Annotated in this window: 21 protein-coding genes; 12 read left to right on the top strand and 9 right to left on the bottom strand. The window is 67.8% G+C overall.

Annotation, left to right across the window (positions count from 1 at the left end; all coding sequences use genetic code 11):
- Window positions 1-42: 42 nt before the first annotated feature.
- Together CFB35_RS15220 and CFB35_RS15225 are read left to right on the top strand one after the other, a co-directional pair.
- On the top strand, window positions 43-2,112 hold the full coding sequence (locus CFB35_RS15220) for a bifunctional 2',3'-cyclic-nucleotide 2'-phosphodiesterase/3'-nucleotidase (RefSeq protein WP_059575988.1): 2,070 nt from the start codon (window positions 43-45) through the stop codon (window positions 2,110-2,112).
- An 8-nt stretch (window positions 2,113-2,120) separates the two neighbouring features.
- Window positions 2,121-2,966, top strand: a complete 846-nt coding sequence (locus tag CFB35_RS15225) for a tetratricopeptide repeat protein (RefSeq protein ID WP_059575985.1) — start codon at window positions 2,121-2,123, stop codon at window positions 2,964-2,966.
- A gap of 365 nt (window positions 2,967-3,331) precedes the next feature.
- Here the strand turns inward: CFB35_RS15225 and CFB35_RS15230 are convergent, their stop codons facing one another.
- Both CFB35_RS15230 and CFB35_RS35350 read right to left on the bottom strand, forming a co-directional pair.
- On the bottom strand, window positions 3,332-3,919 hold the full coding sequence (locus CFB35_RS15230) for a type VI secretion system amidase effector protein Tae4 (RefSeq protein WP_081066517.1): 588 nt from the start codon (window positions 3,917-3,919) through the stop codon (window positions 3,332-3,334).
- Window positions 3,895-4,692: a hypothetical protein gene (locus CFB35_RS35350; RefSeq protein WP_226094040.1), complete on the bottom strand. Its 798-nt coding sequence runs from the start codon at window positions 4,690-4,692 to the stop codon at window positions 3,895-3,897. Before CFB35_RS35350 ends, CFB35_RS15230 begins: the two co-directional genes overlap by 25 nt.
- Before the next feature lie 276 nt (window positions 4,693-4,968).
- On the opposite strand from CFB35_RS35350, the gene CFB35_RS15240 reads away from it, so the two are divergent.
- The 3 genes from CFB35_RS15240 (at window position 4,969) to CFB35_RS15250 (ending at window position 7,130) form a co-directional block, all read left to right on the top strand.
- Window positions 4,969-5,889 carry a biotin--[acetyl-CoA-carboxylase] ligase gene (locus tag CFB35_RS15240; RefSeq protein ID WP_059575984.1) on the top strand — a complete coding sequence of 307 codons (921 nt, stop codon included), beginning with the start codon at window positions 4,969-4,971 and terminating at the stop codon, window positions 5,887-5,889.
- The gene (locus tag CFB35_RS15245) at window positions 5,886-6,686 is read left to right on the top strand and encodes a type III pantothenate kinase (protein WP_089465183.1); all 801 of its coding nucleotides are present in this window, start codon (window positions 5,886-5,888) and stop codon (window positions 6,684-6,686) included. The genes CFB35_RS15240 and CFB35_RS15245 overlap by 4 nt, the downstream gene beginning before the upstream one ends.
- A gap of 201 nt (window positions 6,687-6,887) precedes the next feature.
- A complete protein-coding gene (locus tag CFB35_RS15250; RefSeq protein WP_059575981.1) occupies window positions 6,888-7,130 on the top strand; it encodes a hypothetical protein in 243 nt (80 codons plus the stop codon).
- A 16-nt stretch (window positions 7,131-7,146) separates the two neighbouring features.
- Here the strand turns inward: CFB35_RS15250 and rfaE2 are convergent, their stop codons facing one another.
- The 6 genes from rfaE2 to CFB35_RS15285 form a co-directional block, all read right to left on the bottom strand.
- The gene (gene rfaE2 / locus CFB35_RS15255) at window positions 7,147-7,632 is read right to left on the bottom strand and encodes a D-glycero-beta-D-manno-heptose 1-phosphate adenylyltransferase (RefSeq protein ID WP_012329309.1); all 486 of its coding nucleotides are present in this window, start codon (window positions 7,630-7,632) and stop codon (window positions 7,147-7,149) included.
- 160 nt (window positions 7,633-7,792) lie between these two features.
- Window positions 7,793-8,671, bottom strand: coding sequence for a ferritin (locus CFB35_RS15260; RefSeq protein ID WP_060966598.1), 879 nt, complete (start codon window positions 8,669-8,671; stop codon window positions 7,793-7,795).
- A 466-nt stretch (window positions 8,672-9,137) separates the two neighbouring features.
- Window positions 9,138-10,364 carry a patatin-like phospholipase family protein gene (locus CFB35_RS15270; RefSeq protein ID WP_059585380.1) on the bottom strand — a complete coding sequence of 409 codons (1,227 nt, stop codon included), beginning with the start codon at window positions 10,362-10,364 and terminating at the stop codon, window positions 9,138-9,140.
- Between the two features lie 24 nt (window positions 10,365-10,388).
- Window positions 10,389-11,135: a PhaM family polyhydroxyalkanoate granule multifunctional regulatory protein gene (locus CFB35_RS15275; protein WP_059585381.1), complete on the bottom strand. Its 747-nt coding sequence runs from the start codon at window positions 11,133-11,135 to the stop codon at window positions 10,389-10,391.
- Window positions 11,136-11,213: 78 nt separating this feature from the next.
- The gene (locus CFB35_RS15280; protein WP_059585382.1) at window positions 11,214-12,041 is read right to left on the bottom strand and encodes an enoyl-CoA hydratase/isomerase family protein; all 828 of its coding nucleotides are present in this window, start codon (window positions 12,039-12,041) and stop codon (window positions 11,214-11,216) included.
- Between the two features lie 118 nt (window positions 12,042-12,159).
- A complete protein-coding gene (locus tag CFB35_RS15285; protein ID WP_059585383.1) occupies window positions 12,160-13,152 on the bottom strand; it encodes a fumarylacetoacetate hydrolase family protein in 993 nt (330 codons plus the stop codon).
- A 129-nt stretch (window positions 13,153-13,281) separates the two neighbouring features.
- Between CFB35_RS15285 and CFB35_RS15290 the strand changes: the two genes are divergently transcribed.
- The 6 genes from CFB35_RS15290 to CFB35_RS15320 all read left to right on the top strand — a co-directional run bounded on the left by CFB35_RS15290 (window position 13,282) and on the right by CFB35_RS15320 (window position 20,774).
- On the top strand, window positions 13,282-14,148 hold the full coding sequence (locus CFB35_RS15290; protein WP_059585384.1) for an IclR family transcriptional regulator: 867 nt from the start codon (window positions 13,282-13,284) through the stop codon (window positions 14,146-14,148).
- Between the two features lie 114 nt (window positions 14,149-14,262).
- Complete coding sequence (locus tag CFB35_RS15295; RefSeq protein ID WP_089465299.1) at window positions 14,263-15,510, top strand: DUF3108 domain-containing protein; 1,248 nt, start codon at window positions 14,263-14,265, stop codon at window positions 15,508-15,510.
- A gap of 248 nt (window positions 15,511-15,758) precedes the next feature.
- On the top strand, window positions 15,759-16,016 hold the full coding sequence (locus CFB35_RS15305; RefSeq protein WP_006477667.1) for a DUF3567 domain-containing protein: 258 nt from the start codon (window positions 15,759-15,761) through the stop codon (window positions 16,014-16,016).
- 200 nt (window positions 16,017-16,216) lie between these two features.
- Window positions 16,217-17,284 (top strand): homocysteine S-methyltransferase family protein, encoded by a 1,068-nt coding sequence (locus tag CFB35_RS15310; protein ID WP_089465184.1) that lies wholly within the window; start codon window positions 16,217-16,219, stop codon window positions 17,282-17,284.
- 41 nt (window positions 17,285-17,325) lie between these two features.
- Window positions 17,326-20,043, top strand: a complete 2,718-nt coding sequence (gene metH / locus CFB35_RS15315) for a methionine synthase (protein ID WP_179231745.1) — start codon at window positions 17,326-17,328, stop codon at window positions 20,041-20,043.
- 143 nt (window positions 20,044-20,186) lie between these two features.
- Window positions 20,187-20,774: a hypothetical protein gene (locus CFB35_RS15320; protein WP_089465185.1), complete on the top strand. Its 588-nt coding sequence runs from the start codon at window positions 20,187-20,189 to the stop codon at window positions 20,772-20,774.
- Between the two features lie 314 nt (window positions 20,775-21,088).
- On the opposite strand, the gene CFB35_RS15325 is transcribed toward CFB35_RS15320, so the two are convergent.
- Window positions 21,089-21,412 (bottom strand): DUF1840 domain-containing protein, encoded by a 324-nt coding sequence (locus CFB35_RS15325; protein ID WP_006489103.1) that lies wholly within the window; start codon window positions 21,410-21,412, stop codon window positions 21,089-21,091.
- 200 nt (window positions 21,413-21,612) lie between these two features.
- Here CFB35_RS15325 and argS point away from each other — a divergent pair, with 200 nt between their 5' ends.
- The gene (gene argS, locus CFB35_RS15330) at window positions 21,613-23,394 is read left to right on the top strand and encodes an arginine--tRNA ligase (protein WP_059585387.1); all 1,782 of its coding nucleotides are present in this window, start codon (window positions 21,613-21,615) and stop codon (window positions 23,392-23,394) included.
- Window positions 23,395-23,496 lie beyond the last annotated feature (102 nt).

Raw genomic sequence — 23,496 nt, forward strand, 5'->3', positions numbered from 1 at the left:
TACCTCGCGTTTGATAAAACAGAACACCGAACAGGACATCCGATGCGTCTCCCCCCGCTTTCCTGCCGCCACGTACCGGCCGCCGCCGCGCTCGCCAGCCTCGCCTTCGTCCTCGCCGGCTGCGGCGGCGACGACGTCACCGCCACGCCGCCGTCGCAGGCCGAGGCCCAAGCGCCCGTCGGCACGACGGCCACGCTTGCGCTGCTCGAGACGACCGACCTGCACACCAACGTGCTGTCGTACGACTATTTCAAACTCGCCGCCGACAATTCGCTCGGCTTCGAGCGCGTGGCGACGCTGATCGCGCAGGCGCGCAAGCAGTACCCGAACACGCTGCTGCTCGACAATGGCGACACGATCCAGGGCACCGCGCTGTCGGACTACCAGGCGCTCGTGAAGCCGGTCGGCTGCGACCAGACGCTCGCGATCTACAAGGTGATGAACGCCGCGAAATTCGACGGCGGCGGGATCGGCAACCACGAGTTCAACTACGGGCTGCCGTACCTGTCGCAGGTGACCGGCAACACGTTCGAGATCGACGGCCTGCCGGCGCCGGCCCAGCAGAAGAAGTGCGCGGGCCCGAATTTCCCGCAGGTGCTCGCGAACGTGATCAGCGCGAAGACCAACGCGCCGCTGTTCGCGCCGTACACGATCCTGACGCGCACGGTGACGGCCACGACGCCGGACGGCAAGACGGTCAGCGCGCCCGTGAAGATCGGCATCATCGGCTTCACGCCGCCCGCGATCATGAACTGGGACAAGCGCTGGCTCGACGGCAAGGTCTACACGACCGGGCTGAAGGAAGCGGCCGAGAAGTACATTCCGGAAATGCGCGCGAAGGGCGCCGATCTCGTCGTCGCGATCTCGCACGGCGGCCTCGACAATTCCGCGTACTCGCCGACGATGGAAAACGGCAGCTGGTGGCTGTCGAAGGTACCGGGCATCGACGCGATGCTGATCGGCCACTCGCACCAGGTGTTCCCGGACCCGAACAGCACCGTGTCGCAGTTCAACCTGCCGGGCGTCGACAAGGTCAAGGGCACCGTCAACGGCGTGCCGACCGTGATGGCCAACTACTGGGGCAAGCACCTCGGCGTGATCAAGCTCGGCCTGAAGTTCGATGGCAAGACGTGGGCCGTCGACCAGTCGCAGACGACCGTCGAGGCGCGGCCGATCCAGAACGCCGACAAGAGCTACGTCGCGGCCGACCCGTCGGTCTCGGCCGCGATCGCGGCCGAGCACCAGGCGACGATCGACTACGTGAAGACGCCGATCGGCTCGACCGACTACCGGATGAACACGTACTTCGCGGACGTCGGCGATCCGGGCGCGATCCAGATCGTCAACGAGGCGCAGGCCGACTACGTGAAGACCTACGTGCAGGCGAACCTGCCGCAGTACGCGTCGCTGCCGGTGCTGTCGGTCAGCGCGCCGTTCAAGAGCGGCTTCGGCGGCGGCACCGACTACACCGACGTCGCGCCGGGCGCGCTCGCGATCAACAACGCGGCCGATCTGTACCTGTATCCGAACACCGTGTACGCGGTGAAGGTGAGCGGCGCCGACGTGAAGAACTGGCTCGAGACGGCCGCGAAGCGCTTCAACCGGATCGACCCGACGCAGGCGACCGTGCAGCCGCTCGTCAGCACCTTCCCCGGCTACAACTTCGACATGTTCACGTCGGCCGATCTCGCGTATGAAATCGACGTCACGCAGCCGGTCGGCAGCCGGATCAGGAACCTGACGTACAAGGGCGCGGCGATCGATCCGAACGCGCAGTTCATCGTCGCGACCAACAACTACCGCGCGAGCGGCGGCGGCAACTTCCCGGGCCTCGACGGCAGCAAGACGATCTTCGCGTCGCCCGACGCGAACCGCGACGTGCTGATTGCGTTCATCAAGAAGCGCGGCGCGATCACGCGCGCGGCCGACGGCGCGCAGCGCAGCTGGCGCTTCACGAAGCTCGCGAGCTCGGTCGCGCACGTGCGGTTCGCGTCCGCGCCGAACCGCCTCGGCGACGCGGCGGCGGCCGGCCTGACCGGCATCACGCAGGTCGCGGCCGACGACGGCTCGGGCAAGAACCTCGCGACCTACGAAATCGACCTCACGCAATGAGACACGCGATGCAACCGATCCGGACGATGCGACCCGCCGAAACCGGCCTCGCAGCCGCCGCGCGGCGCGTGCTGCGCGCGAAACTCCCGCCGGCCGCGCTGCTCGCGGCGGCGGCCGTGACCGTCGCGGCCGTCGTCGCGGCCGCCGGCCTGCGCGGCGCCGGCCCCGCGCCGAGCGCCGCGCAGCTCGACGAATGGCAGGCGATGGTCACGCAGGCGACCGAGCCGCATGCACTGGCCCAATTGCGCACGCTCGCGCGCCGCGGCTCGGGCGCCGCGCAGGCGGCGCTCGGCATCGCGCTCGTCGATGCGCACGAACCGGGACTGCGCGACGAGGGGCGCGGCTGGCTGGAAACGGCCGCGGCGGCCGACGGCCGGGCCGACGCGCCGGCTGCGCGGCGCGCGCGGCTCGCGCTCGGCAAGGCGTTGCTGCTCGGCAGCGGCGACTTCCCGAAAGACTATGCACGCGCCCGCGCGCTGCTCGGCGCGGCGGCCGAACAGGGCGACCCGGCCGCCGCGTATTACCTCGGGCTGATCTACCGCAGCGGCTACGGCATCGCGGCCGACCCGGTGCAGGCCGCGCACTGGTTCGACGTCGCGTCGCGCGCGGACATTCCGGCTGCCGACTTCATGCTCGCGAACGCGTACCGCGACGGCAGCGGGGTGCCGCGCGACGACGCGCGCGCACTCGCGCTGTATCGCCGGGCCGCCGAGCACGAGCTACCGGAAGCCGTGCAGACGCTCGCGATGGCCTATCGCAACGGCGAACTCGGGCTTCGGCCCGACGCGGGCGAATTCCACGCGCAGTGGATCGAGACCGCGCATGCGCTGAAGCATCCGGTCGTCGCGCCGTGACGCGATAGTCCTTCGGCTCGCGCTTGCCGTGGCGCGAGTCATCCGCATGATCTAACGCCCCGCTCATCGATCGCCGTCACGCGGAATCGGTTGCGGGGCCCGGGCGAGCGCACCTCAATCCCGTTCCCGCATTTTTCCTTCCCGGTTTCTCCCCCAGACGCAACCACACCAGCCGCCGATTACCGAGACCACAGCCACGGATACCAACCAGCCGAAAAAAAACAGGTTGGCGACTCTCGGGTGCGTATCGAACAGACTGCCCCTTCCGTGAAGAATCAAAACGCCGAACAAATACAACCCACCCCAACAAACGAGTGTGGTCACGGCCGAGCCGGCAATTGCACCGATGGTAAATCCCAATAGTTTCATTTGATCGGAAAAAACAGGATTCTTTTCGAAACACGAAAATCGGACCAAAATCCAGGAATCACGATATTCCAGCGGATTCGAATTCCAGTACCGAATCCCGTGAGTTTTTCGCCATTCCATAGATCAATGTGCCCACCGCTTGCATTTGCATCTGCCTCGCCCTCGCGAGTCCAGTAGCCGTCAAACATGATGATGCCTGTTCGTCCTTCGACCCTATCCCTCCAATTGGTGCCGGTGACGTTTTCCGCCTTCCCCAGCCCTGCAAATGGTTGCAGCCTCAACCACTCGCCGAGCTCGTTGGCGCGCGTGGCAGTTGCTCGCCCGTTCAACAGGATACGCCCGATGCTCGACTGACCGCCAAGCGGCTTGACCAGTTTCGACGAAAAGGACTTCATTTCTATGCCGACCCGGTGAAGCGCGACGCTCAACCGAATGGCGCATTGATTGGTATAAGCGGGATTCTTATAAGGATTGCCCGACGGATACGCGGCCCACAGTTCCTTGAATGTTACTGCCCTGAGTTGCACACCCTTGATCGAATCAGGCGTCGTGTTCGTTGTTACGGTTGTCGGTCTGTTTGGCATGGCGGCCAGTCCTCGTGGGCAAGCGCATCCTCACCCCAATATACTTGGTAACTTCCGGAGATCTCGGTATGAATGCGCGGCAACCGACCGTTGGTATCGACGCGGCCCGCGATCGTCCGCCCATCGGCCATTTCTATCAAATACGGATAATTCTGAGATAGCGTAGTGCCGATGCAGGCGCGCACCTGTTCGTCATAGATGGGAGCAGTGCGAGATCGTGGTGCGGTATCTTCTCTTTCGTCGATCTCCCCCATTCGCAGTTTCTTCTCGGCGCCGGCTGCATCTCGTGACGTCAGAATCATCTTCATGCCACGCTCGGCATAGAAGACGGGGGGCGGACTACATCCGCATACGTTGACATCGCCACTCAATGCCCACTGCCGACCATTGGGCCCCGTACCCGACAAACGCGGACCTTCCGGCGCGATGAACCCTTCCTGTTTGCAAGCCGCGCAGTAGGTTTTCATGTAAAGCGTGGCGATCTGTACACGTGGGGGTGGACTGGAACACGTGACGAACTCCAGTCCTTCCGTAATCACGGCGTTACCGCCCCGGTCGCCTTTGGCAAGGAAATAGCGAATCATGCCGGCCAGCCACGGAACGTCCGGCCCGAACGCTTCTCGTCCGTAGCGGAATGAACCGCTGCCGACGCGATGACTGCCTTCTTGCCGTCCACGACAAGCCGACCACTCTGCGCGGCAAGCCGGCAAATAACCATGAAAGAAAATGCTGGTGACGCTTGACCGTTGCTCATCTGGATTCCTCGTCGTCAATGGCTGGAATCCAAAATGCCCAATCCGCACGAGGCAATCAATCAGACGTATTCGAAATCGCAATCAATTAATGTGGGTCGACTATATGTTTTCAACACGAACAAGAGCCGGGCGACTTCACCTATCGTGACGATGCCCTTCCGCGTGAGAACGCGATACCTTCGCCTGGCGGCGACGCAATTCGAGCGGACCTGTCGCGACGATCCGGACAAGCGCCTCGACACACGCCTGCCTGCTTGCCAACTCCCACCGCCCCCTGTCGCTACAATAGGCGCCATGAACGCCCCCACCTCCTCCGACACGCCCGAATCCGGCGACGCGCACATCGCGCGCAACCGGCTCGAGGCGCACCTGGATGCCGCGCCGCGCGCGTGGCCGCTCGACATCGTCGCCGCCACCGGCTCGACCAACGCCGACGTCGCGGCCCGGCTCAAGGCGCTGCCGCGCGGCCCGAACGCGTTGCCCGCGCCGCTCGTGCGCGTCGCGTTCGAGCAGACGGCCGGCCGCGGCCGGCAGGGCCGCCCGTGGTTCGCGCAGCCCGGCAATGCGCTGCTGTGCTCGGTCGGCTGCATCGTGCCGCGCGCCGTCGATGCGCTCGGCGGCCTCAGCATCGCGATCGGCGTCGCGCTCGCCGAAGGGCTGGCCACGCTGCCGCTCGACGCCCGCATGCGCGTCGCGCTCAAATGGCCGAACGACCTGCTGCTGACGGCCGCCGACGACGGCGCGCCGCGCATCGTCGGCAAGCTCGCCGGGATCCTGATCGAAACCGTCTGGACCACCGCCGACGCCACCGCCGTCGTGATCGGCTTCGGCATCAACGTGCGCGGCGCGCAAGCCGTGGCCGCGCAGGTCGACGCGCTGCGCGCGCGCGAAGCGACGCTCGCAAGCGGGCTGCCGCCCGCCGCGCTGTCGATCGCGTGCGCGTCGGCGAACCTCACCGATACGCTCGCCGCGTCGCTGAACGCGCTCACGCCCGCGCTCGCGCAATTCGGCGCCGACGGCCTCGCGCCGTTCCTGCCGCGCTGGCACGCGCTGCACGCATACGCGGGCCGCGAAGTCGTGCTGCTCGAACAGGGCGTCGAACGCGCACGCGGCATCGCGACGGGCATCGACGCGACCGGCCAGTTGCTGCTCGACACACCGAACGGCGTGCAAACGATCGCGGCCGGCGACGTGTCGTTGCGCGAAGCGCAATGAGCGAACCGTACCTGCTGATCGACGCCGGCAACAGCCGGATCAAATGGGCGCTCGCCGACGCGCGGCGCACGCTCGTCGACACGGGCGCGTTCGGCCACACGCGCGACGGCGGCGCCGATCCCGACTGGTCGCGCGTGGCGAGGCCGCGCGGCGCCTGGATCTCGAACGTCGCGGGCGCCGACGTGGCCGCACGGATCGACGCGCTGCTCGACGCACGCTGGCCGGGCCTGCCGCGCACGACGATCCGCTCGCGGCCCGCGCAATGCGGCGTGACGAACGGCTATACGACGCCCGAACAGCTCGGCAGCGACCGCTGGGCCGGCCTGATCGGCGCGCACGCGGCGTTTCCGGGCGAGCATCTGCTGATCGCGACGTTCGGCACCGCGACGACGCTCGAGGCACTGCGCGCGGACGGCCGGTTCACCGGCGGGCTGATCGCGCCGGGCTGGGCGCTGATGATGCGCGCGCTCGGCACGCACACCGCGCAGTTGCCGACGCTGACCACCGATATCGCAAGCGGGCTGCTCGCGGGCGCGCAGGCCGAGCCGTTCCAGGTCGATACGCCGCGCTCGCTGTCGGCCGGCTGCCTGTACGCGCAGGCCGGCCTCATCGAACGCGCATGGCGCGATCTCGCCGATGCCTGGCAGGCGCCCGTCCGGCTCGTGCTGGCAGGCGGTGCGGCGGACGACGTCGCGCGTGCATTGACGGTCGCGCATACGCGGCATGACGCGCTGATCCTGTCCGGGCTCGCGCTGATCGCAGCCGATGCGGGCGACCCGGCAACGGCGCCGGATTGACGCGCGCGTGCCGGCGCGCGGCGGCGCGGGCCGATGCAAGCCCAGGCGGGCCCGCGTCACGCCGACGATGCAATACGCGCGACGCCGCGCCTGCGGCCCGCACGAACGGTCAGGTCAACGGAAACCATGAAAAAAGCCGGCCCTTCGGCCGGCTCGACTGAACGACGTGAACCACGTCAATGACGACAAGGAGTTTCGACGATGCTGCGCTGGCTGATCGCTGTTCTCTTTCTCGCCAACATGCTCGCGTTCGTGGTGGCGCGCGGCGTGTTCGGGCCGCTGCCGGCGGCCGGCCCGCGCGAACCCGGCGTGCTGTCGCGGCAGGTGCGGCCCGACGCATTGCGCGTGACACCGCTCATGCGCGCGACCGACCAGCCCGTGGTCGGCGGCCCGATCGCGGCGCCGGCCGTCACGACCGCGCCGCTCGCGGCATCGGCCCCGTGACGGCGCCGCGCCGCGCTCAGGACTGTTGCGCGCGCACCTTCTTCAGCAACGCGGTGGTCGAGCGATCGTGCTCGAACGGAATCGCCAGCGCCCGGCCGCCCCAGCCGCGCACGAGCGCCGATTCCGGCAGCGCGTCCATGTCGTAATCGCCGCCCTTCACGAGGATGTCCGGACGGACGGCCTCGATCAGCGACACGGGCGTCTTTTCCCCGAACGTCACGACCCAGTCGACGCTTTCCAGCGCCGCGAGCAATGCCGCGCGATCCTCTTCGCGGTTGATCGGCCGGTCGTCGCCCTTGCCGAGCATGCGCACCGACGCATCGCTGTTCACGCCGACGATCAGGCACGCGCCGAGCGCTTTCGCATCGGCGAGATACGTGACGTGACCGCGATGCAGGATGTCGAACACGCCGTTGGTGAACACGACGGGCGACGGCAGCGACGCACGCAGCGCGACGAGGGCGTCACGGGTGATCAGCTTGCGTTCGAAGGTGGCGGACATGATGGCGACAGGACGGGTTGAACCACGGCGCGCGCGACGGCAGCGCCAGATAAAAAGCCCGCCGGACCGGCCGGGCGGGCTTCACGCAACACACGCGACACCGGCCGCGAGCCGGGCGCGAATCGGGCACGACGCGCGCCGGCGCCGGCACCTGCCGGCCTCAGGCCGGCTGCGCGGCCGACGACGGGCCGCTTTCGGCCTGCAGGCGGCTGGTGACTTCCTTGCGGTAGCGGTTCAGCTCCTGCGCGGTGGCGAACGTGCGCTCGAACAGGATCGACAGGTTGTGCAGGATCCGCTCGACCACCTTCTTCTCCCACTCGCCGTCGAAGCGGATCTGCTCGTCGAGCCAGCGCTCGAGCCATTCCGGATCCGGCAGGCGCGATTGCACGGTGTCGCGCGGGAACAGCGCCTGGTTCACGTGCAGGTTGGTCGGGTGCAGCGGCTTCTCGGTGCGGCGCGCCGACGCCATCAGCACGCCGATCTTCGCGAAGGCCGCACGTGCGACGTCGCCGCAGTTGTTCAGCGCCTTCTTCATGTAGCGCAGGTACGCGCCGCCATGACGCGCCTCGTCGCGCGAAATCGTTTCGTAGATCTGCTTGATGACGGGCTCGGTGTGCCAGTCGGCCGCGCAGCGGTACCAGTGGTTCAAACGGATCTCGCCGCAGAAGTGCAGCATCAGCGTCTCGAGCGGCGGCGCAGGATCGAACTGGAAACGCACCGCGTGCAGTTCCTCCTCGGTCGGCACCAGCTCCGGCTTGAAGCGGCGCAGGTATTCCATCAGCACGAGCGAATGCTTCTGCTCCTCGAAGAACCACACGCTCATGAACGCGGAAAAGTCGCTGTCGTGCTGGTTGTCGCGCAGGAACATTTCCGTCGCGGGCAGCGCCGACCATTCGGTGATCGCGTTCATCTTGATCGTCTTCGCCTGCTCGTCGGTGAGCAGCGAAGCGTCGAACTTGTCCCACGGAATGTCCTTCTCCATGTCCCAGCGGACAGCTTCGAGCGACCTGTAAAGTTCCGGATAAAGCATGGTGTTCATGATGGTCCCACCCCTGTTCTGCGCAATGCGACTTCTCTAAACGTGACTGTTGCCGCGCAAGCGCGCCACGCGCGCTTTTTGCAGCCAAGACTCTAATTTTACGCGGGAAACCGGCCCGCCGGACGCTGATTCCTCGTCCGGCTGCCGGGCGGCCGCGTCGCCGCCGTTGGGCATGCCGCAACCCGCTCCGTTCGGACGGAGCCGGCCGCGCTTGCCTGAGTGGGGGGCCGGCGCTGGCCGGCTCGTTGGCGCGCCCGTCCCCTGCCCCAGGCGGGTTCCCCGAAAGGTCCCGTGCGGATGCCGGATCGGCGGGCTGCTCGATATGGTGTATACGGCGGCGGCCATGATAGCACGCGTGCATGACGCTTCCGAGACGCCGGCCCGATCGCGCGCCGCCAACCGGGATGCGGCGATCGGTCGCGGCCGGCCGTCGCGAAAACGCAACCTTGCATTGCGCCTGCGCGTGTCAGACCCGTATTTCGTCGGTCGCGAGGCCGTCTTCGGGCGGCGTGCCGGCCGCCGGCGCGCTGCTGCCGTCCGCCTGCGCGATCCAGCCGGCGAGCGTCTCGCGCTGCGCGCGGCCGTCGCGGTAGCCGAGCTCGATCAGCTCGCGCGTGAAGGCTTCCTCGAACAGCAGGTAGCTGGCGAACGACGCGCCGGCCGGCTGGCTGCCGCCGATCGCGCCGAGCAGCCCGCGCATCGTCGCCGGCATCTGCTTCAGGTGCTTCGCGGCAATCAGCTCGATGCGCTCGGACGGCGCGATCGCGAGCACGTCGACGTGCCGCCAGCCGCTGTCGATCTCGACCTGGTGCGGCAAGTGCTCGATCATCCGGTTGATGTGCTCGATCCGTTCGATGTCCGAGCCGATCGAGTCGAGGAACACGCTCGCGAGCACCTGCTGGCCGATCTGCGCGGGCGTCGGGTAGCCACGCGCCCGGCCCGCGCCGTTCGCGGCCGGAATCTCGGGCCGCGGGTCGGCAGCGCCCACGACGACGATCCGGTCCGCGCCGAAGTGGATCGCCGGCGACAGCGGCGCGATCTGCCGGATCGAGCCGTCGCCGAAGTACTCGACCTGTCCGTCGAGCACGAGCGGCACGGCGGGAAACACGAACGGAATGGCCGACGACGCGAGCAGGTGCGACGCCGACAGATCGACGAGCCGCGCGGTGCGCTGCGCGCGCCGCCACGCCTGGATCGGCTCGGCTGCCTGGTAGAACGTGAGGTGCCGGCCACTCGAATAGCTGAGCGCGGTGACCGCGAGCGCGTGCAGCAGGCGCGCCTCGAGCATCTGCTCGATCCGGTGGAAGCTCAGCTCGCGCTGCAGCAGGTGCGCGAGCGGCGTGTTGTCGAGCAGCCCGCGCGGCGAGCGGCGGGCCGCCCAGCCGAACGTCATCGTCGCGAGCCAGCGCGCGCCGGCGCCCGCGATGCCGAGCCAGTCGGTGCGATACACGTAATCGGCGCGCAACGGCTCCCAGAATTCGAGCAGGCGCCGCACGCCATGGGAAAAGTCGTCCGCGTGGCTCGCGATCGACGTCGCGTTGATCGCGCCGGCCGACGAACCGCACACGACCGTGAACGGCACCGTGTGCCGCTGCGGATCGGCCTCGCGCGCGATCTCGGCCAGCGCCTTCAGCACGCCGACCTGGTATGCGGCGCGCGCGCCGCCTCCCATCAGAACGAGCGCGAGTCGCATGATCGACCTGCTACCTGCGCCGCATCACGTCGAGCGCTTCGGCGGACGCGTTTCGGGCGACGAAGCGGCCGCCGCGCGCGCCGCGGCCGAACCGGACGGCTTCGCGGCGCGCTTGGCCGCGGGCTTGCGCGGCGCGGCCGCGGCGGGCTTCGCGACGGGTTCCGGCGCGGCGGCGGGCTCGGGCGACGCGGCGCCCGGCGCCGCAGGCTGCATGCCCGGCTGCGCCATCGCGAGGCTCGCGAGTTGGTTGAATTGCGTCTGCAGCAGGTTCCACCAGCCGGCCGGATCGAACGGCTGCTGCGCGGGGTCGCCTTCCGGCGCATCCGCCGCCGGAGCCGCTGCATCCGGTGCGGGCGCGGCCTCGCCCGCCGAGGTTTTCGCGGCCTGCGCGGCGGCGACCGCCGCGTCCTCGGCCGCCGACATCGAGCTCTGCGCGAACGCGCCGAACGCGCGCAGCGTCGCGAGCGTCGCGCGCTGCACCTCGAGCGCCTGGATCGCGGACTGCAGCATCCCGAGATTGAGCTTCAGCCACTGCTCGACCGCGCGCAGATCGGTGATCCGCTTGTCGAGCTCCTCGACGCTCGTGAGCGGCGACATCATGTCGGACATGCTCGACAGCGACGGCGGCAGCCCGTGCGCGGCGCCCGGAAACGGCGCCATCCCGCCGAACGGCGACATCCGGATCATGTCCCACATCCGGTCCATCATGTCGGCGGGCTGGAACCCGGCAAAGCCGGCGAAAGGGTTGGCGCCGGAGGCATCGGTCGTCATACGGGCATCCTGGTTGACTGGGGGAGCGAGGCGGCCGTGCGTCGCGCGGCCGCCCATGATTCGATCATAGCGCGCGCGTCAGAACGGCGCGTCGCCGGGAAACGCGGGCGGGCGCCGCTCGCGCAGCGAGCGGATGCCTTCCTGCACGTCGGGCCCCGAAAAGCCCATGAATTCGAGCGCGAGCGACGTATCGAAGGTCGGCCCGGCCGTGCGCAGCCAGTTGTTCAGCGCGTACTTGGTCCAGCGGATCGCCGACTGCGAACCGTGCGCGAGCCGTTCGGCCACGTCGTACGCCTTCGGCAGCAGGTCGGCGGGCTCGACCGCGAGCGAGACCAGCCCGATCCGTTCGGCCTCCTCGCCGCTCACGGGCTCGCACAGCATCAGGTAGTACTTCGCCTTCGCCATCCCGCACAGCAGCGGCCACACGATCGCCGCGTGGTCGCCGGCCGCGACGCCGAGCCGCGTGTGGCCGTCGATGATGCGCGCATCCTTCGCGGCGATCGAGATGTCGGCGAGCAGCCCGGCGACGAGCCCCGCGCCGACGGCCGGGCCATGCATCGCCGACACGATCGGCTTGCTGCAATTGATCACGTTGTAGACGAGGTCGCGCGCCTCGCGCCACACGCGGGCGCGCACGTCGAAATCGTTCGCCATGTCCTCGACGAGCGCGAGATCGCCGCCCGCCGAAAAACCCTTGCCTTCGCCGCGGATCACGGCGACGCGCGTGTCGGGATCGCGATCGACGTCGCGCCAGATGTCGGCGAGCTCGCGATGCATGCGCGCGTTCGCGGTCGCGAGGCCGCTGCGGTTCGCCCCGTCGCCGCTCATCACGATATCGAGCACGCCATGATCGCGGCGCGTCACCTTCAGTGCTTCGTAACCGCCGTACGCGGCGAGATCGGCCATCTGCTGCTCCTTGTTCGAGGCGCTCGAACGCTTGAATCGAGTGTAGCCAAGCCCGCGCGGTCAAACATCGGGCGAAACCCGGCGCGCGGGCCGAGGCCGGGTGCCGCCGCCGCGTTGCCTATGCCGCGCCGTCGGGTGGGGAAACCGACTGCTCGATCGCGCCGAAGATCGACTTGCCGGCCGCATCGAACATCTCGATGCGCACGGTATCGCCGTAACGCATGAATTCGGTCTGCGGCGCGCCGTGCTCGATCGTCTCGAGGCAGCGCTTCTCGGCGATGCAGCAGTAGCCGCGCTTCGCATCCTTGTTCGATACCGTACCGGAGCCGACGATCGAGCCGGCACGCAGGTTGCGCGTCTTCGCCGCGTGCGCGATCAGCTGGCCGAAGTGGAACACCATGTCGGTGCCCGCATCGGGCTGCCCCACCTTCTTGCCGTTCCAGTGGACGATCATCGGGCGGTGCACGCGGCCCTCGCGCCATTCGTCGCCGAGCTCGTCCGGCGTGACGGCGACCGGCGCGAACGCGGTGGCGGGCTTGCTCTGGAAGAAGCCGAAGCCCTTCGCGAGTTCGGCCGGAATCAGGTTGCGCAGCGACACGTCGTTCGCGAGCGTGACGAGCCGCACGGCCTTCAGCGCGGCGTCGGGCGACGCGCTCATCGGCACGTCGCCGGTGATCACCGCGACTTCGGCCTCGAAATCGATGCCCCATTCCTCGGACGGGCACACGACGTCGTCGCGCGGCCCCAGGAAATCGTCGCTGCCGCCCTGATACATCAGCGGATCGGTCCAGAACTCGGGCGGCATCTCCGCGCCGCGCGCGCGGCGCACGAGCTCGACGTGGTTCACGTACGCGGAGCCGTCGGCCCACTGGAACGCGCGCGGCAGCGGCGCCATGCAGTTGGCCGGATCGAACGCGAACGCGTTGCGCGCGCGGCCGTGGTTCAGTGCGTCGTACAGGTCGCGCAGTTGCGGCGCGTAGAACGCCCAGTCGTCGAGGACGCGCTGCAACGTCGGCGCGACCGCATCGGCGATCGCCGCGGTGTGCAGGTCGCGCGACACGACGATCAGCTGGCCGTCGCGCGTGCCGTCCTTCAGCGAAGCAAGTTTCATAGGGAGGATCTGCCGTTGTAGTGACGATGGAGGGAATCTATTTTACGATGGTGAATCCATGCGGCGCGCCCCGATCGCGCGCGCCGTTTTCACCCCGTTTCCTGCCGCATTTTCGCGCACCCGTTGCCCATGCCCGCCAGCCCGCTTCCCGACGACGATCTCACCGACTCCGATACCGACGACACCGCGTCCGGCGAACACGGCGAGAAGGTCCGTTCCGGCATCCAGTCGATCGAGGTCGGCTTCCGCCTGCTCGACGTGCTGACGAGCGAGCCGCGCGCGATGATGCTGCGCGATCTCGCGCAGCGCGCGGGCATGAGCCCGGCGAAGGCGCACCGCTACCTGGTCAGCTTCTCGCGGCTCGGCGTCGTGTCGCAGGATCCCGTCTCGGGCCGCTACGAGCTCGGCGGCTTCGCGCTGCAGATGGGCCTCGCGCGGCTCGCGCGCGTCGACGGCGTGAAGCTCGCGCGGATCGCGCTGACCGAATTCCGCGACCGCCTCGACCAGACGGTCGGCATCGCGGTATGGGGCAACCAGGGGCCGACGATCGTGCACTGGATGGAATCGAGCCATCCGGCGAAGGCGTCGCTGAAGCTCGGCGACGTGATGCCGCTGCTCGGCTCCGCGACGGGCCTGCTGTTCGCCGCGTACCTGCCGCGCAGCAAGACCGCCGCGATGCTCGAGCGCGAACTCGCCGATACGCGCCGCTCGCCGCACCACGGCGGCCCGCGCACGCTCGACGAAGTCGACGCCGTGCTCGCCGACGTGCGCCGGCACGAGGCCGCGCGCGTCGAGGGGATGCTGCTGCCGACGATCCACGCGTTCTGCATGCCGGTGTTCGACGCGGTCGGCGAACTCGCGCTCGCGATCGTCGCGCTCGGCCAGGAAGGCTCGTTCGACATCGCGTGGGGCGGCGAGATCGACACGGCGCTGCGCGCGTGCGCGCGGAAACTGTCTTACGAACTCGGCTATAGTCCCGACGCACGCGACGCCTGACGCCTCCGGCTCACCCCACGTCACGCGTCGCGAACGCGCGGCGCATCCGGCGGTCCGATTCCTGTGGCGCGCGCCGCGCGCCCGACGTCACGCACGCGCCCCGACCCCGTTCCGATGCCCATGCAGCCTGCCGACCTTCGCCCGAGTTACGCCCCGCCCCGCCGCTGGCTGCGCGTGGGCGTCGCGCTCGTCGCCGTGCTGGTGCTGCACGCGCTCGCGGGGTTCTGGCTGATGCGCAACCGCGAATCGTTCACGCCGCCGCCGCCCGCCGACATCCCCGTGCAGATCGAACTGCTGAAACCGCGGCCGATCGAACGCCAGCCTGCGCCGCCAGAGTCGAAGCCGGTCGAACGTCCGGCCGCACCCGCCGCGCCGAAGGCGGCCCCGCCGAAACCCGCGCCGCCGGACGAACCGGTCCTCACGTCGACGCAGACGGCCGAGCACGGCGAACCGCCCGCTGCCGCCGCGTCCGCCGCGAGCGGCGTACCGGGCGCGTCGGGCGCGCACGCCGCGCCGGCCGCCGGCGCCAGCGCCGCGACGCCGGGGCCTGCCGCGAGCGGCGTGAAGTTCGCCGCGCCGCCGTCCGGCGACCTGCAGTACGACACGTTCTACAACGGCATGCAGAACATGATCGGCACGATCCGCTGGCGCACCGACGGGCACACCTACGACCTGTCGGTGTCGATGCCCGTGCCGTTCGTCGGCCCGTTCGCCTATCGCAGCGAAGGCCGCATCGATGCATTCGGCGTCGCGCCCGACCGTTACGTCGAGAAGCGGGGCAAGCGGCCGGAGGACATCGCGATCTTCAACCGCGAGATCCGGCAGGTCGTGTTCACGCGCACGCCGAACAACGCGCCGCTGCCCGATGGCGTGCAGGACCGCTTCAGCATGCTGATGCAGTTGTCGGGGCTCGTGCGCGGCAATCCTTCCGCGTACAAGCCGGGCGTCACGCAGCAGTTCTTCGTGATCGACAACAACAGCGGCGAGACCTGGCCGATCACCGTGATCGGCGACGAGCAGGTGCAGACGCAGGCCGGCATCATCGCCGCGCGGCACTTCATGCGCCTGCCGCGCCGCGACGGCGACACGCGCCGCATCGACATGTGGCTCGCGCCGTCGCTCGGCTGGCTGCCCGCGCGGCTCGTGCAGACCGAGCCGAACGGCGCGCAGATCGAGCTGCTGTGGCACGGCCGCCTCGCCGCACCGGACGTGCCTGCGGATGCAGCACCGCCCGGCGGCGCAACGAGCGCGCCCGACGCCGCACCGGCGCCCGATGTGCCGGCCGCGCCGCCCGCGCAAGCGGCGCCGTCCACGCCCGCTGCAACCGTGCAACCACCGGCCTCCTCGGTTGTCACACAGTAAAAAACATGCACGAATCGGCAATTTCGACCGATTACAGTTTTCCCGGAAATGGCCGATGACACTCTTTAACAACTATTTCAGTCCACCGGCTCACAATGAGAAACGTTTGATAGACATCGGCTTCTAACCGATACACCCCACGCGAACGGGAGGAACGGGGTGTGCAGCGCAAGCCCCTTGAAACCGGCAAGGCTTGCCCCACCTAGGGGACAACAAGGCCAGATGCCACTGCGAAGAGGAGTGCCGCCATGCAAATGATCTACAACAGCCCCAACTACTGCGTCGTCGAATTTGCGCCGCAGGCCGGCCATCACCTGATGAATGCCGGCGGATATGAAATCGTCGACAAGAACGCGCAGCGCGAGATCTTCATCGACGGCGAACTTGCCGAACGATTCCGCGCGCACGTGAAGCAGTTGATCGAGGATGAACCGTCGCTCGACGAGGTCGACGAATTCCTCGGACAATTCGACAGCCTGATGATGATGCCCGTCGTGCTGCACTGACGACTCGCGGCCCGGCGCGCCACGCGGCCGGGCCATTCGCCGCGCATCGACGCGGCGCCGCGTGCACTCCGATCCTGCCCCCGTCCGGCTCGCCGGCGGGGGCTTTCATTTGGCGGCCGCCCGGCCGGCGCGGCCAGGGCGGCGACCGCTTGACGCACCGGCTACAATGACGGTTTTCCGTCTTCGCCGGTCTTCCGCCCATGTCTGCGACTCCTCTCGCCGCTTCCGTCCCGCTCGACGCGCGCTACACGCGCGGCGCCGCCCTGCCCGCGCTGCTCAAATCGCGCATCCTGATCCTCGACGGCGCGATGGGCACGATGATCCAGCGCTACAAGCTCGACGAGGCCGCGTATCGCGGCGAGCGCTTCAAGGATTTCCCGCGCGACATCAAGGGCAACAACGAGCTGCTGTCGCTCACGCAGCCGCAGATCATCCGCGAGATCCACGACCAGTACTTCGCGGCCGGCGCCGACATCGTCGAAACCAACACGTTCGGCGCGACGACCGTCGCGCAGGCCGACTACGGGATGGAAGATCTCGTCGTCGAGATGAACGTCGAATCGGCGAAGCTCGCACGCGAATCGGCCGCGAAATACGCGACGCCGGACAAGCCGCGCTTCGTCGCGGGCGCGATCGGGCCGACGCCGAAGACGGCCAGCATCTCGCCGGACGTCAACGATCCGGGCGCCCGCAACGTCACGTTCGACGAGCTGCGCACCGCGTACTACCAGCAGGCGAAGGCGCTGCTCGACGGCGGCGTCGACCTGTTCCTCGTCGAGACGATCTTCGACACGCTGAACGCGAAGGCCGCCCTGTTCGCGCTCGACGAGCTGTTCGAGGACACCGGCGAGCGCCTGCCGATCATGATCTCGGGCACCGTCACCGATGCGTCGGGCCGGATCCTGTCGGGCCAGACCGTCGAGGCGTTCTGGAATTCGCTGCGTCACGCGAAGCCGCTCACGTTCGGCCTGAACTGCGCGCTCGGCGCGGCGCTGATGCGTCCATACATCGCCGAGCTCGCGAAGCTGTGCGACACCTACGTGTCGTGCTACCCGAACGCGGGCCTGCCGAACCCGATGAGCGACACCGGTTTCGACGAAACGCCGGACGTCACGTCGGGCCTGCTGAAGGAATTCGCGCAGGCCGGGCTCGTGAACCTCGCGGGCGGCTGCTGCGGCACGACGCCCGAGCACATCGCCGAGATCGCGAAGGCGCTCGCCGACGTGAAGCCGCGCCGCTGGCCGAACCAGTACAGCGACAACGCCTGACCCGCCTGCCCCACGTCCTTCATCACCAAATTCGCACCGCCATGACCGATCACATGATGCGCCTTGCCGGCCTCGAGCCGTTCAACGTCACGCCCGGGACGCTCTTCATCAACGTCGGCGAACGCACCAACGTCACCGGCTCGAAGGCGTTCGCACGGATGATCCTCAACGGCCAGTTCGACGAGGCGCTCGCCGTCGCGCGCCAGCAGGTCGAGAACGGCGCGCAGGTGATCGACGTCAACATGGACGAGGCGATGCTCGATTCGAAGGCGGCGATGGTGCGCTTCCTGAACCTGATCGCATCCGAGCCGGACATCGCGCGCGTGCCGATCATGATCGACTCGTCGAAGTGGGACGTGATCGAAGCCGGCCTCAAGTGCGTGCAGGGCAAGGCGATCGTGAACTCGATCTCGCTGAAGGAAGGCGAGGACGCGTTCCGCCACCACGCGAACCTGATCCGCCGCTACGGCGCGGCCGCGGTCGTGATGGCGTTCGACGAGACCGGCCAGGCCGATACGTACGAGCGCAAGACCGAGATCTGCAAGCGCTCGTACGACTTCCTCGTGAACGAAGTCGGCTTCCCGCCGGAGGACATCATCTTCGACCCGAACATCTTCGCGGTCGCGACGGGCATCGAGGAGCACAACAACTACGCGGTCGACTTCATCGAGGCGACGCGCTGGATCAAGCAGAACCTGCCGTACGCGAAGGTGAGCGGCGGCGTGTCGAACGTGTCGTTCTCGTTCCGCGGCAACGACCCGGTGCGCGAGGCGATCCACACCGTGTTCCTGTATCACGCGATCCAGGCCGGGATGGACATGGGCATCGTGAACGCGGGCCAGCTCGGCGTGTACGCCGATCTCGACGCGGAGCTGCGCGAACGCGTCGAGGACGTGATCCTGAACCGCCGTGCGGATTCCACCGATCGCCTGCTCGAGATCGCCGACAAGTTCAAGACCGGCGCCGCGAAGAAGGAAGAGAACCTCGAATGGCGCAACCAGCCAGTCGAGAAGCGCCTCGCGCACGCGCTCGTGCACGGCATCACGACCTTCATCGTCGAGGATACCGAAGAAGCGCGCGCGAAGATCGCCGCGGCCGGCGGCCGTCCGATCAACGTGATCGAAGGGCCGCTGATGGACGGGATGAACGTCGTCGGCGACCTGTTCGGCCAGGGCAAGATGTTCCTGCCGCAGGTGGTGAAATCGGCGCGCGTGATGAAGCAGGCGGTCGCGCACCTGATCCCGTTCATCGAGGAAGAAAAGCGCCTGCTCGCGGAAGCGGGCGGCGACGTGCGCGCGAAGGGCAAGATCGTGATCGCGACCGTGAAGGGCGACGTGCACGACATCGGCAAGAACATCGTGTCGGTCGTGCTCCAGTGCAACAACTTCGAAGTGGTCAACATGGGCGTGATGGTCCCGTGCAACGAGATCCTCGCGAAGGCGAAGGTCGAAGGCGCGGACATCATCGGGCTGTCGGGCCTCATCACGCCGAGCCTCGAGGAAATGGCGTACGTCGCGTCCGAAATGCAGCGCGACGACTACTTCCGCGTGAAGAAGATTCCGCTGCTGATCGGCGGCGCGACGACGTCGCGCGTGCACACGGCCGTGAAGATCGCGCCGCACTACGAAGGCCCGGTCGTCTACGTGCCCGATGCGTCGCGCTCGGTGTCGGTCGCGTCGAACCTGCTGTCCGACGAAGGCGCGGCGAAGTATCTCGACGAGCTGAAGTCCGACTACGAACGCATTCGCGACCAGCACGCGAACCGCAAGGCGCAGCCGATGGTCACGCTCGCCGAGGCGCGCGCGAACAAGACCAAGGTGGACTGGGCCGGCTACCAGCCGGTGAAGCCGAAGTTCATCGGCCGCCGCGTGTTCAGGAACTACGACCTGAACGAGCTCGCGAACTACATCGACTGGGGCCCGTTCTTCCAGACCTGGGATCTCGCCGGCCCGTACCCGGCGATTTTGAATGACGAGATCGTCGGCGAATCGGCGCGGCGCGTGTTCTCCGACGCCAAGTCGATGCTCGCGCGCCTGATCCAGGGGCGCTGGCTGACCGCGAACGGCGTGATCGCGCTGCTGCCGGCGAACACCGTCAACGACGACGACATCGAGATCTACAGCGACGAGTCGCGCTCCGAGGTGCTGCTCACGTGGCGCAACCTGCGCCAGCAGAGCGTGCGCCCGGTGGTCGACGGCGTGATGCGGCCGAACCGCTCGCTCGCCGATTTCATCGCGCCGAAAGAGTCGGGCGTCACCGACTACATCGGGATGTTCGCGGTGACGGCCGGCCTCGGCGTCGACGTGAAGGAAAAGCAGTTCGAAGCCGATCACGACGACTACAGCGCGATCATGCTCAAGGCGCTCGCCGACCGCTTCGCGGAAGCGTTCGCCGAAGCGATGCACGCGCGCGTGCGACGCGAGCTGTGGGGCTATGCGAGCGGCGAGACGCTCGACAACGACGCGCTGATCGCCGAGAAATACGCGGGCATCCGCCCGGCGCCCGGCTACCCGGCCTGCCCCGACCACCTCGTGAAGCGCGACATGTTCGACGTGCTGCACGCGGACGAGATCGGCATGAGCGTGACCGACTCGCTGGCGATGCTGCCGGCGGCGAGCGTGTCGGGCTTCTACCTCGCGCATCCGGACAGCCGTTACTTCTCGGTCGGTAAGATCGGGCAGGATCAACTCGAGGACTATGCACGGCGCATGGCGCTGTCGCTCGACGACGCACGCCGCGCGCTCGCGCCGCAGTTGTAATCGAGCCGCGGCGCGCAGCCGCGACTTACCGTTACGCGCCCCGATCTCGGGGCGCGTTGTCTACCCCACCACTTATTCAGGATAACTAATCTCAATATTCGTCGATCAACGCTGCAATCTCTCGACCCGACACTCGCCCAGCCATGCCTTCCTTCGAGATCAGGATCACCGAAACACCGATCGACGCCGCCACCCCGTTCCCGCCCACCCGCTATCGCGGCGAAAGCTGGGACCTGAGCCACTTGCGCCCGTTGACGTTCACCTGCGATCTGGAAACCGGCTTCGACGTGACGGTTCTGGTCCTGTTCTCCTGTCACTGCTTCACACGCAGCCTCAAATGGGACGGGCGGACCCGCGACACCATTCCAGACGACGAGATCTACGACGACGGCCGCGAGACACGTGTGCTCTGCGCGGACCGGTATCGCGCGTCACGGCAGCTGTTGCGCGGCATGATCGTCGGGCTGGCGACGCGGCGGATCGTTGTCGCGGATGAACGGCAGCCCAATTTCGTGACGGTGGAAGAGGTCGCGTCAGACGGCACGCAGCGCGTGTATGCCGTGTTCTTCGAGGTGGCGAAGGACCGGATCAGGAAACGCCGGCTCATCCTGCGCGTGCAGTCGGCCTACGTGCTGGATGGCGGACTCACCCGACGCCAGCGGGAAGCCCGGAAAGTCGCGTTGCGCACGTTGCTGCGCGCAAGCCTGGAAGGCCGCAAGATCCGGGCGTAGAAAAACCAACGGCCGCCTTTCGGCAGCCGTCGCATGCGGGATTCTCTTTCCGTCTTTCGACGAAATACCCACTCCAGGTGGGACCCGGTTGCCCGGGCGGCGCTATGTTTTCGCACCCGCTTTCACATAGTCTTGCATTGAATTATAAGGAATTTCACCTATCGGTCAAGGCAGGCCCGCACTGCCGCCCCATTTCGTCGCGCCCGCCTTCTGCCCCGTCGCCATTTCATCAGACAAAATAAAAAGCCCGCTCGAAAGCGGGCTTTTTCCTGTCTGGCCGACCGTTCGATCCGCCCGGCAAGGAAGAAGGAAGCTCAGAAGCCCCAGTGCACGTCGGCTTGGCCAGCCTTCGCTTCGCGCAGCATCGTCAGGAACGGCGCGACGCGCTGCGCCAGGCTCGGCGGCACTTCGTGGTGCGCGTGGTCGGCTTCGTCCTCGTGGAAATGGCCGGCGTGCTCGGCGCGCTCCTGCTTCGCCTGCGCGACCGCGCCTTCCAGCTTGGCGATCGCGTGGTCCAGTTCGTCGTGCGTAATGACGCCGCGCTCGCCCAGCTGCTTGCCGACGAGACCCAGCACATACACGGCGAAATCCTTCAGCACGTCGAGATCCTGTGCCGCCTTGCTCTTGAACGTAATCATGACAATTCCCTTTTCATCTTGTTGTGCCTGCGCGGCGAGGTTGGGGAACGCCGGCAGACCGGCGTCCGGCCTCGCGGACGCGGGCCGCCTGAGCGGCATATTAGCACCTGTTAAAATTCTGCGATCCCTGAAACGCGCGCTTAAAAAGCGCGCCGGCGGGCCGGCATTTCCGGCCGCCACCAACGAAGCCTTCTACCAGCATGCTGCCAGCACACAAACAGACCCTCGAAGCCCTGCTCGCGGATAGCGTCAAGCAGGTCGCACACGCGCTGAAAGGCGCCGACGCAGCATTCGTCGCCCCGACCATCACGCTGGAGCGCCCGAAGGTCGCCGCGCACGGCGACGTCGCGTGCAACGTCGCGATGCAGCTCGCGAAGCCGCTCGGCACGAACCCGCGCCAGCTCGCCGAACGGATCGTCGCCGCGCTCACCGCGCAGCCGGCCGCGCAAGGCCTCGTCGAAGCCGCCGAGATCGCCGGCCCCGGCTTCATCAACCTGCGCCTGTCGGCCGCCGCGAAGCAGGCGGTGATCGCCGCCGTGTTCGAGCAGGGCCGCGCGTTCGGCACGTCGGATCGCGAGAAAGGCAAGCGGGTGCTGCTCGAATTCGTATCGGCCAACCCGACCGGCCCGCTGCACGTCGGCCACGGCCGCCAGGCCGCGCTCGGCGACGTGCTTGCGAACGTGATCGCGAGCCAGGGCTATGCGGTGCACCGCGAGTTCTACTACAACGACGCGGGCGTGCAGATCGGCAACCTCGCGATCTCGACGCAGGCGCGCGCCCGCGGCCTGAAGCCGGGCGACGCGGGCTGGCCGGAAGCCGCGTACAACGGCGAGTACATCGCCGACATCGCGCGCGACTACCTGAACGGCGAAACGGTCGCCGCATCGGACGGCGAGCCGGTCAAGGGCGCGGGCGACGTCGAGGATCTCGACGCGATCCGCAAGTTCGCGGTCACGTACCTGCGTCGCGAGCAGGACATGGACCTGCAGGCGTTCGGCGTGAAGTTCGACCAGTACTACCTCGAGTCGTCGCTGTACAGCGAGGGCCGCGTCGAGAAGACGGTCGACGCGCTGGTCAAGGCCGGCATGACCTACGAGCAGGACGGCGCGCTGTGGCTGCGCACGACCGACGAAGGCGACGACAAGGATCGCGTGATGCGCAAGTCGGACGGCACGTACACGTACTTCGTGCCGGACGTCGCATACCACGTGACGAAATGGGAGCGCGGCTTCACGAAGGTGATCAACATCCAGGGTTCGGACCACCACGGCACGATCGCGCGCGTGCGCGCCGGCCTGCAGGGGCTGCACATCGGGATCCCGAAGGGCTATCCCGACTACGTGCTGCACAAGATGGTCACCGTGATGCGCGACGGCCAGGAAGTGAAGATCTCGAAGCGCGCGGGCAGCTACGTGACGGTGCGCGACCTGATCGAATGGTCGGGCGGCGCGGCGGCGGGCCAGGAAGCAGCCCCCGACCTGATCGACGAAGCAACCATCACGCGCGGCCGCGACGCGGTGCGCTTCTTCCTGATCTCGCGCAAGGCCGATACCGAGTTCGTGTTCGACATCGATCTCGCGCTGAAACAGAACGACGAAAACCCGGTCTATTACGTCCAGTACGCGCATGCGCGGATCTGCTCGGTGCTCAACGAACTGAAGTCGCGCTACAACGTCGACGTCGCGCAACTGCCGGGCGCCGACCTGTCGCAGTTGACGAGCGCGCAGGCGGCATCGCTGATGCAGAAGCTGGCCGAGTATCCGGACATGCTCACGCACGCGGCGAACGAGCTGGCGCCGCACGCGGTCGCGTTCTACCTGCGCGATCTCGCTGGCGAATTCCACTCGTTCTACAATGCGGAGCGCGTGCTGGTCGACGACGAAGCGCCGCGCAATGCGCGCGCCGCGCTGCTCGCCGCGACCCGGCAGGTGCTCGAGAACGGCCTGACGGTGCTCGGCGTGTCCGCCCCCGCCAAGATGTAAGGATGTCCGCGCGGCCCGAACCGGGCCGCGACTGGCTGCGGCAACGCCCGCCGTCGGATTGCCCGCCGTCGGGCGCCCGTCGCAGCCCTCTCACGATTCTTT

The sequence above is a fragment of the Burkholderia sp. AU16482 genome (assembly GCF_002223285.1).
GTDB lineage: Bacteria > Pseudomonadota > Gammaproteobacteria > Burkholderiales > Burkholderiaceae > Burkholderia > Burkholderia semiarida.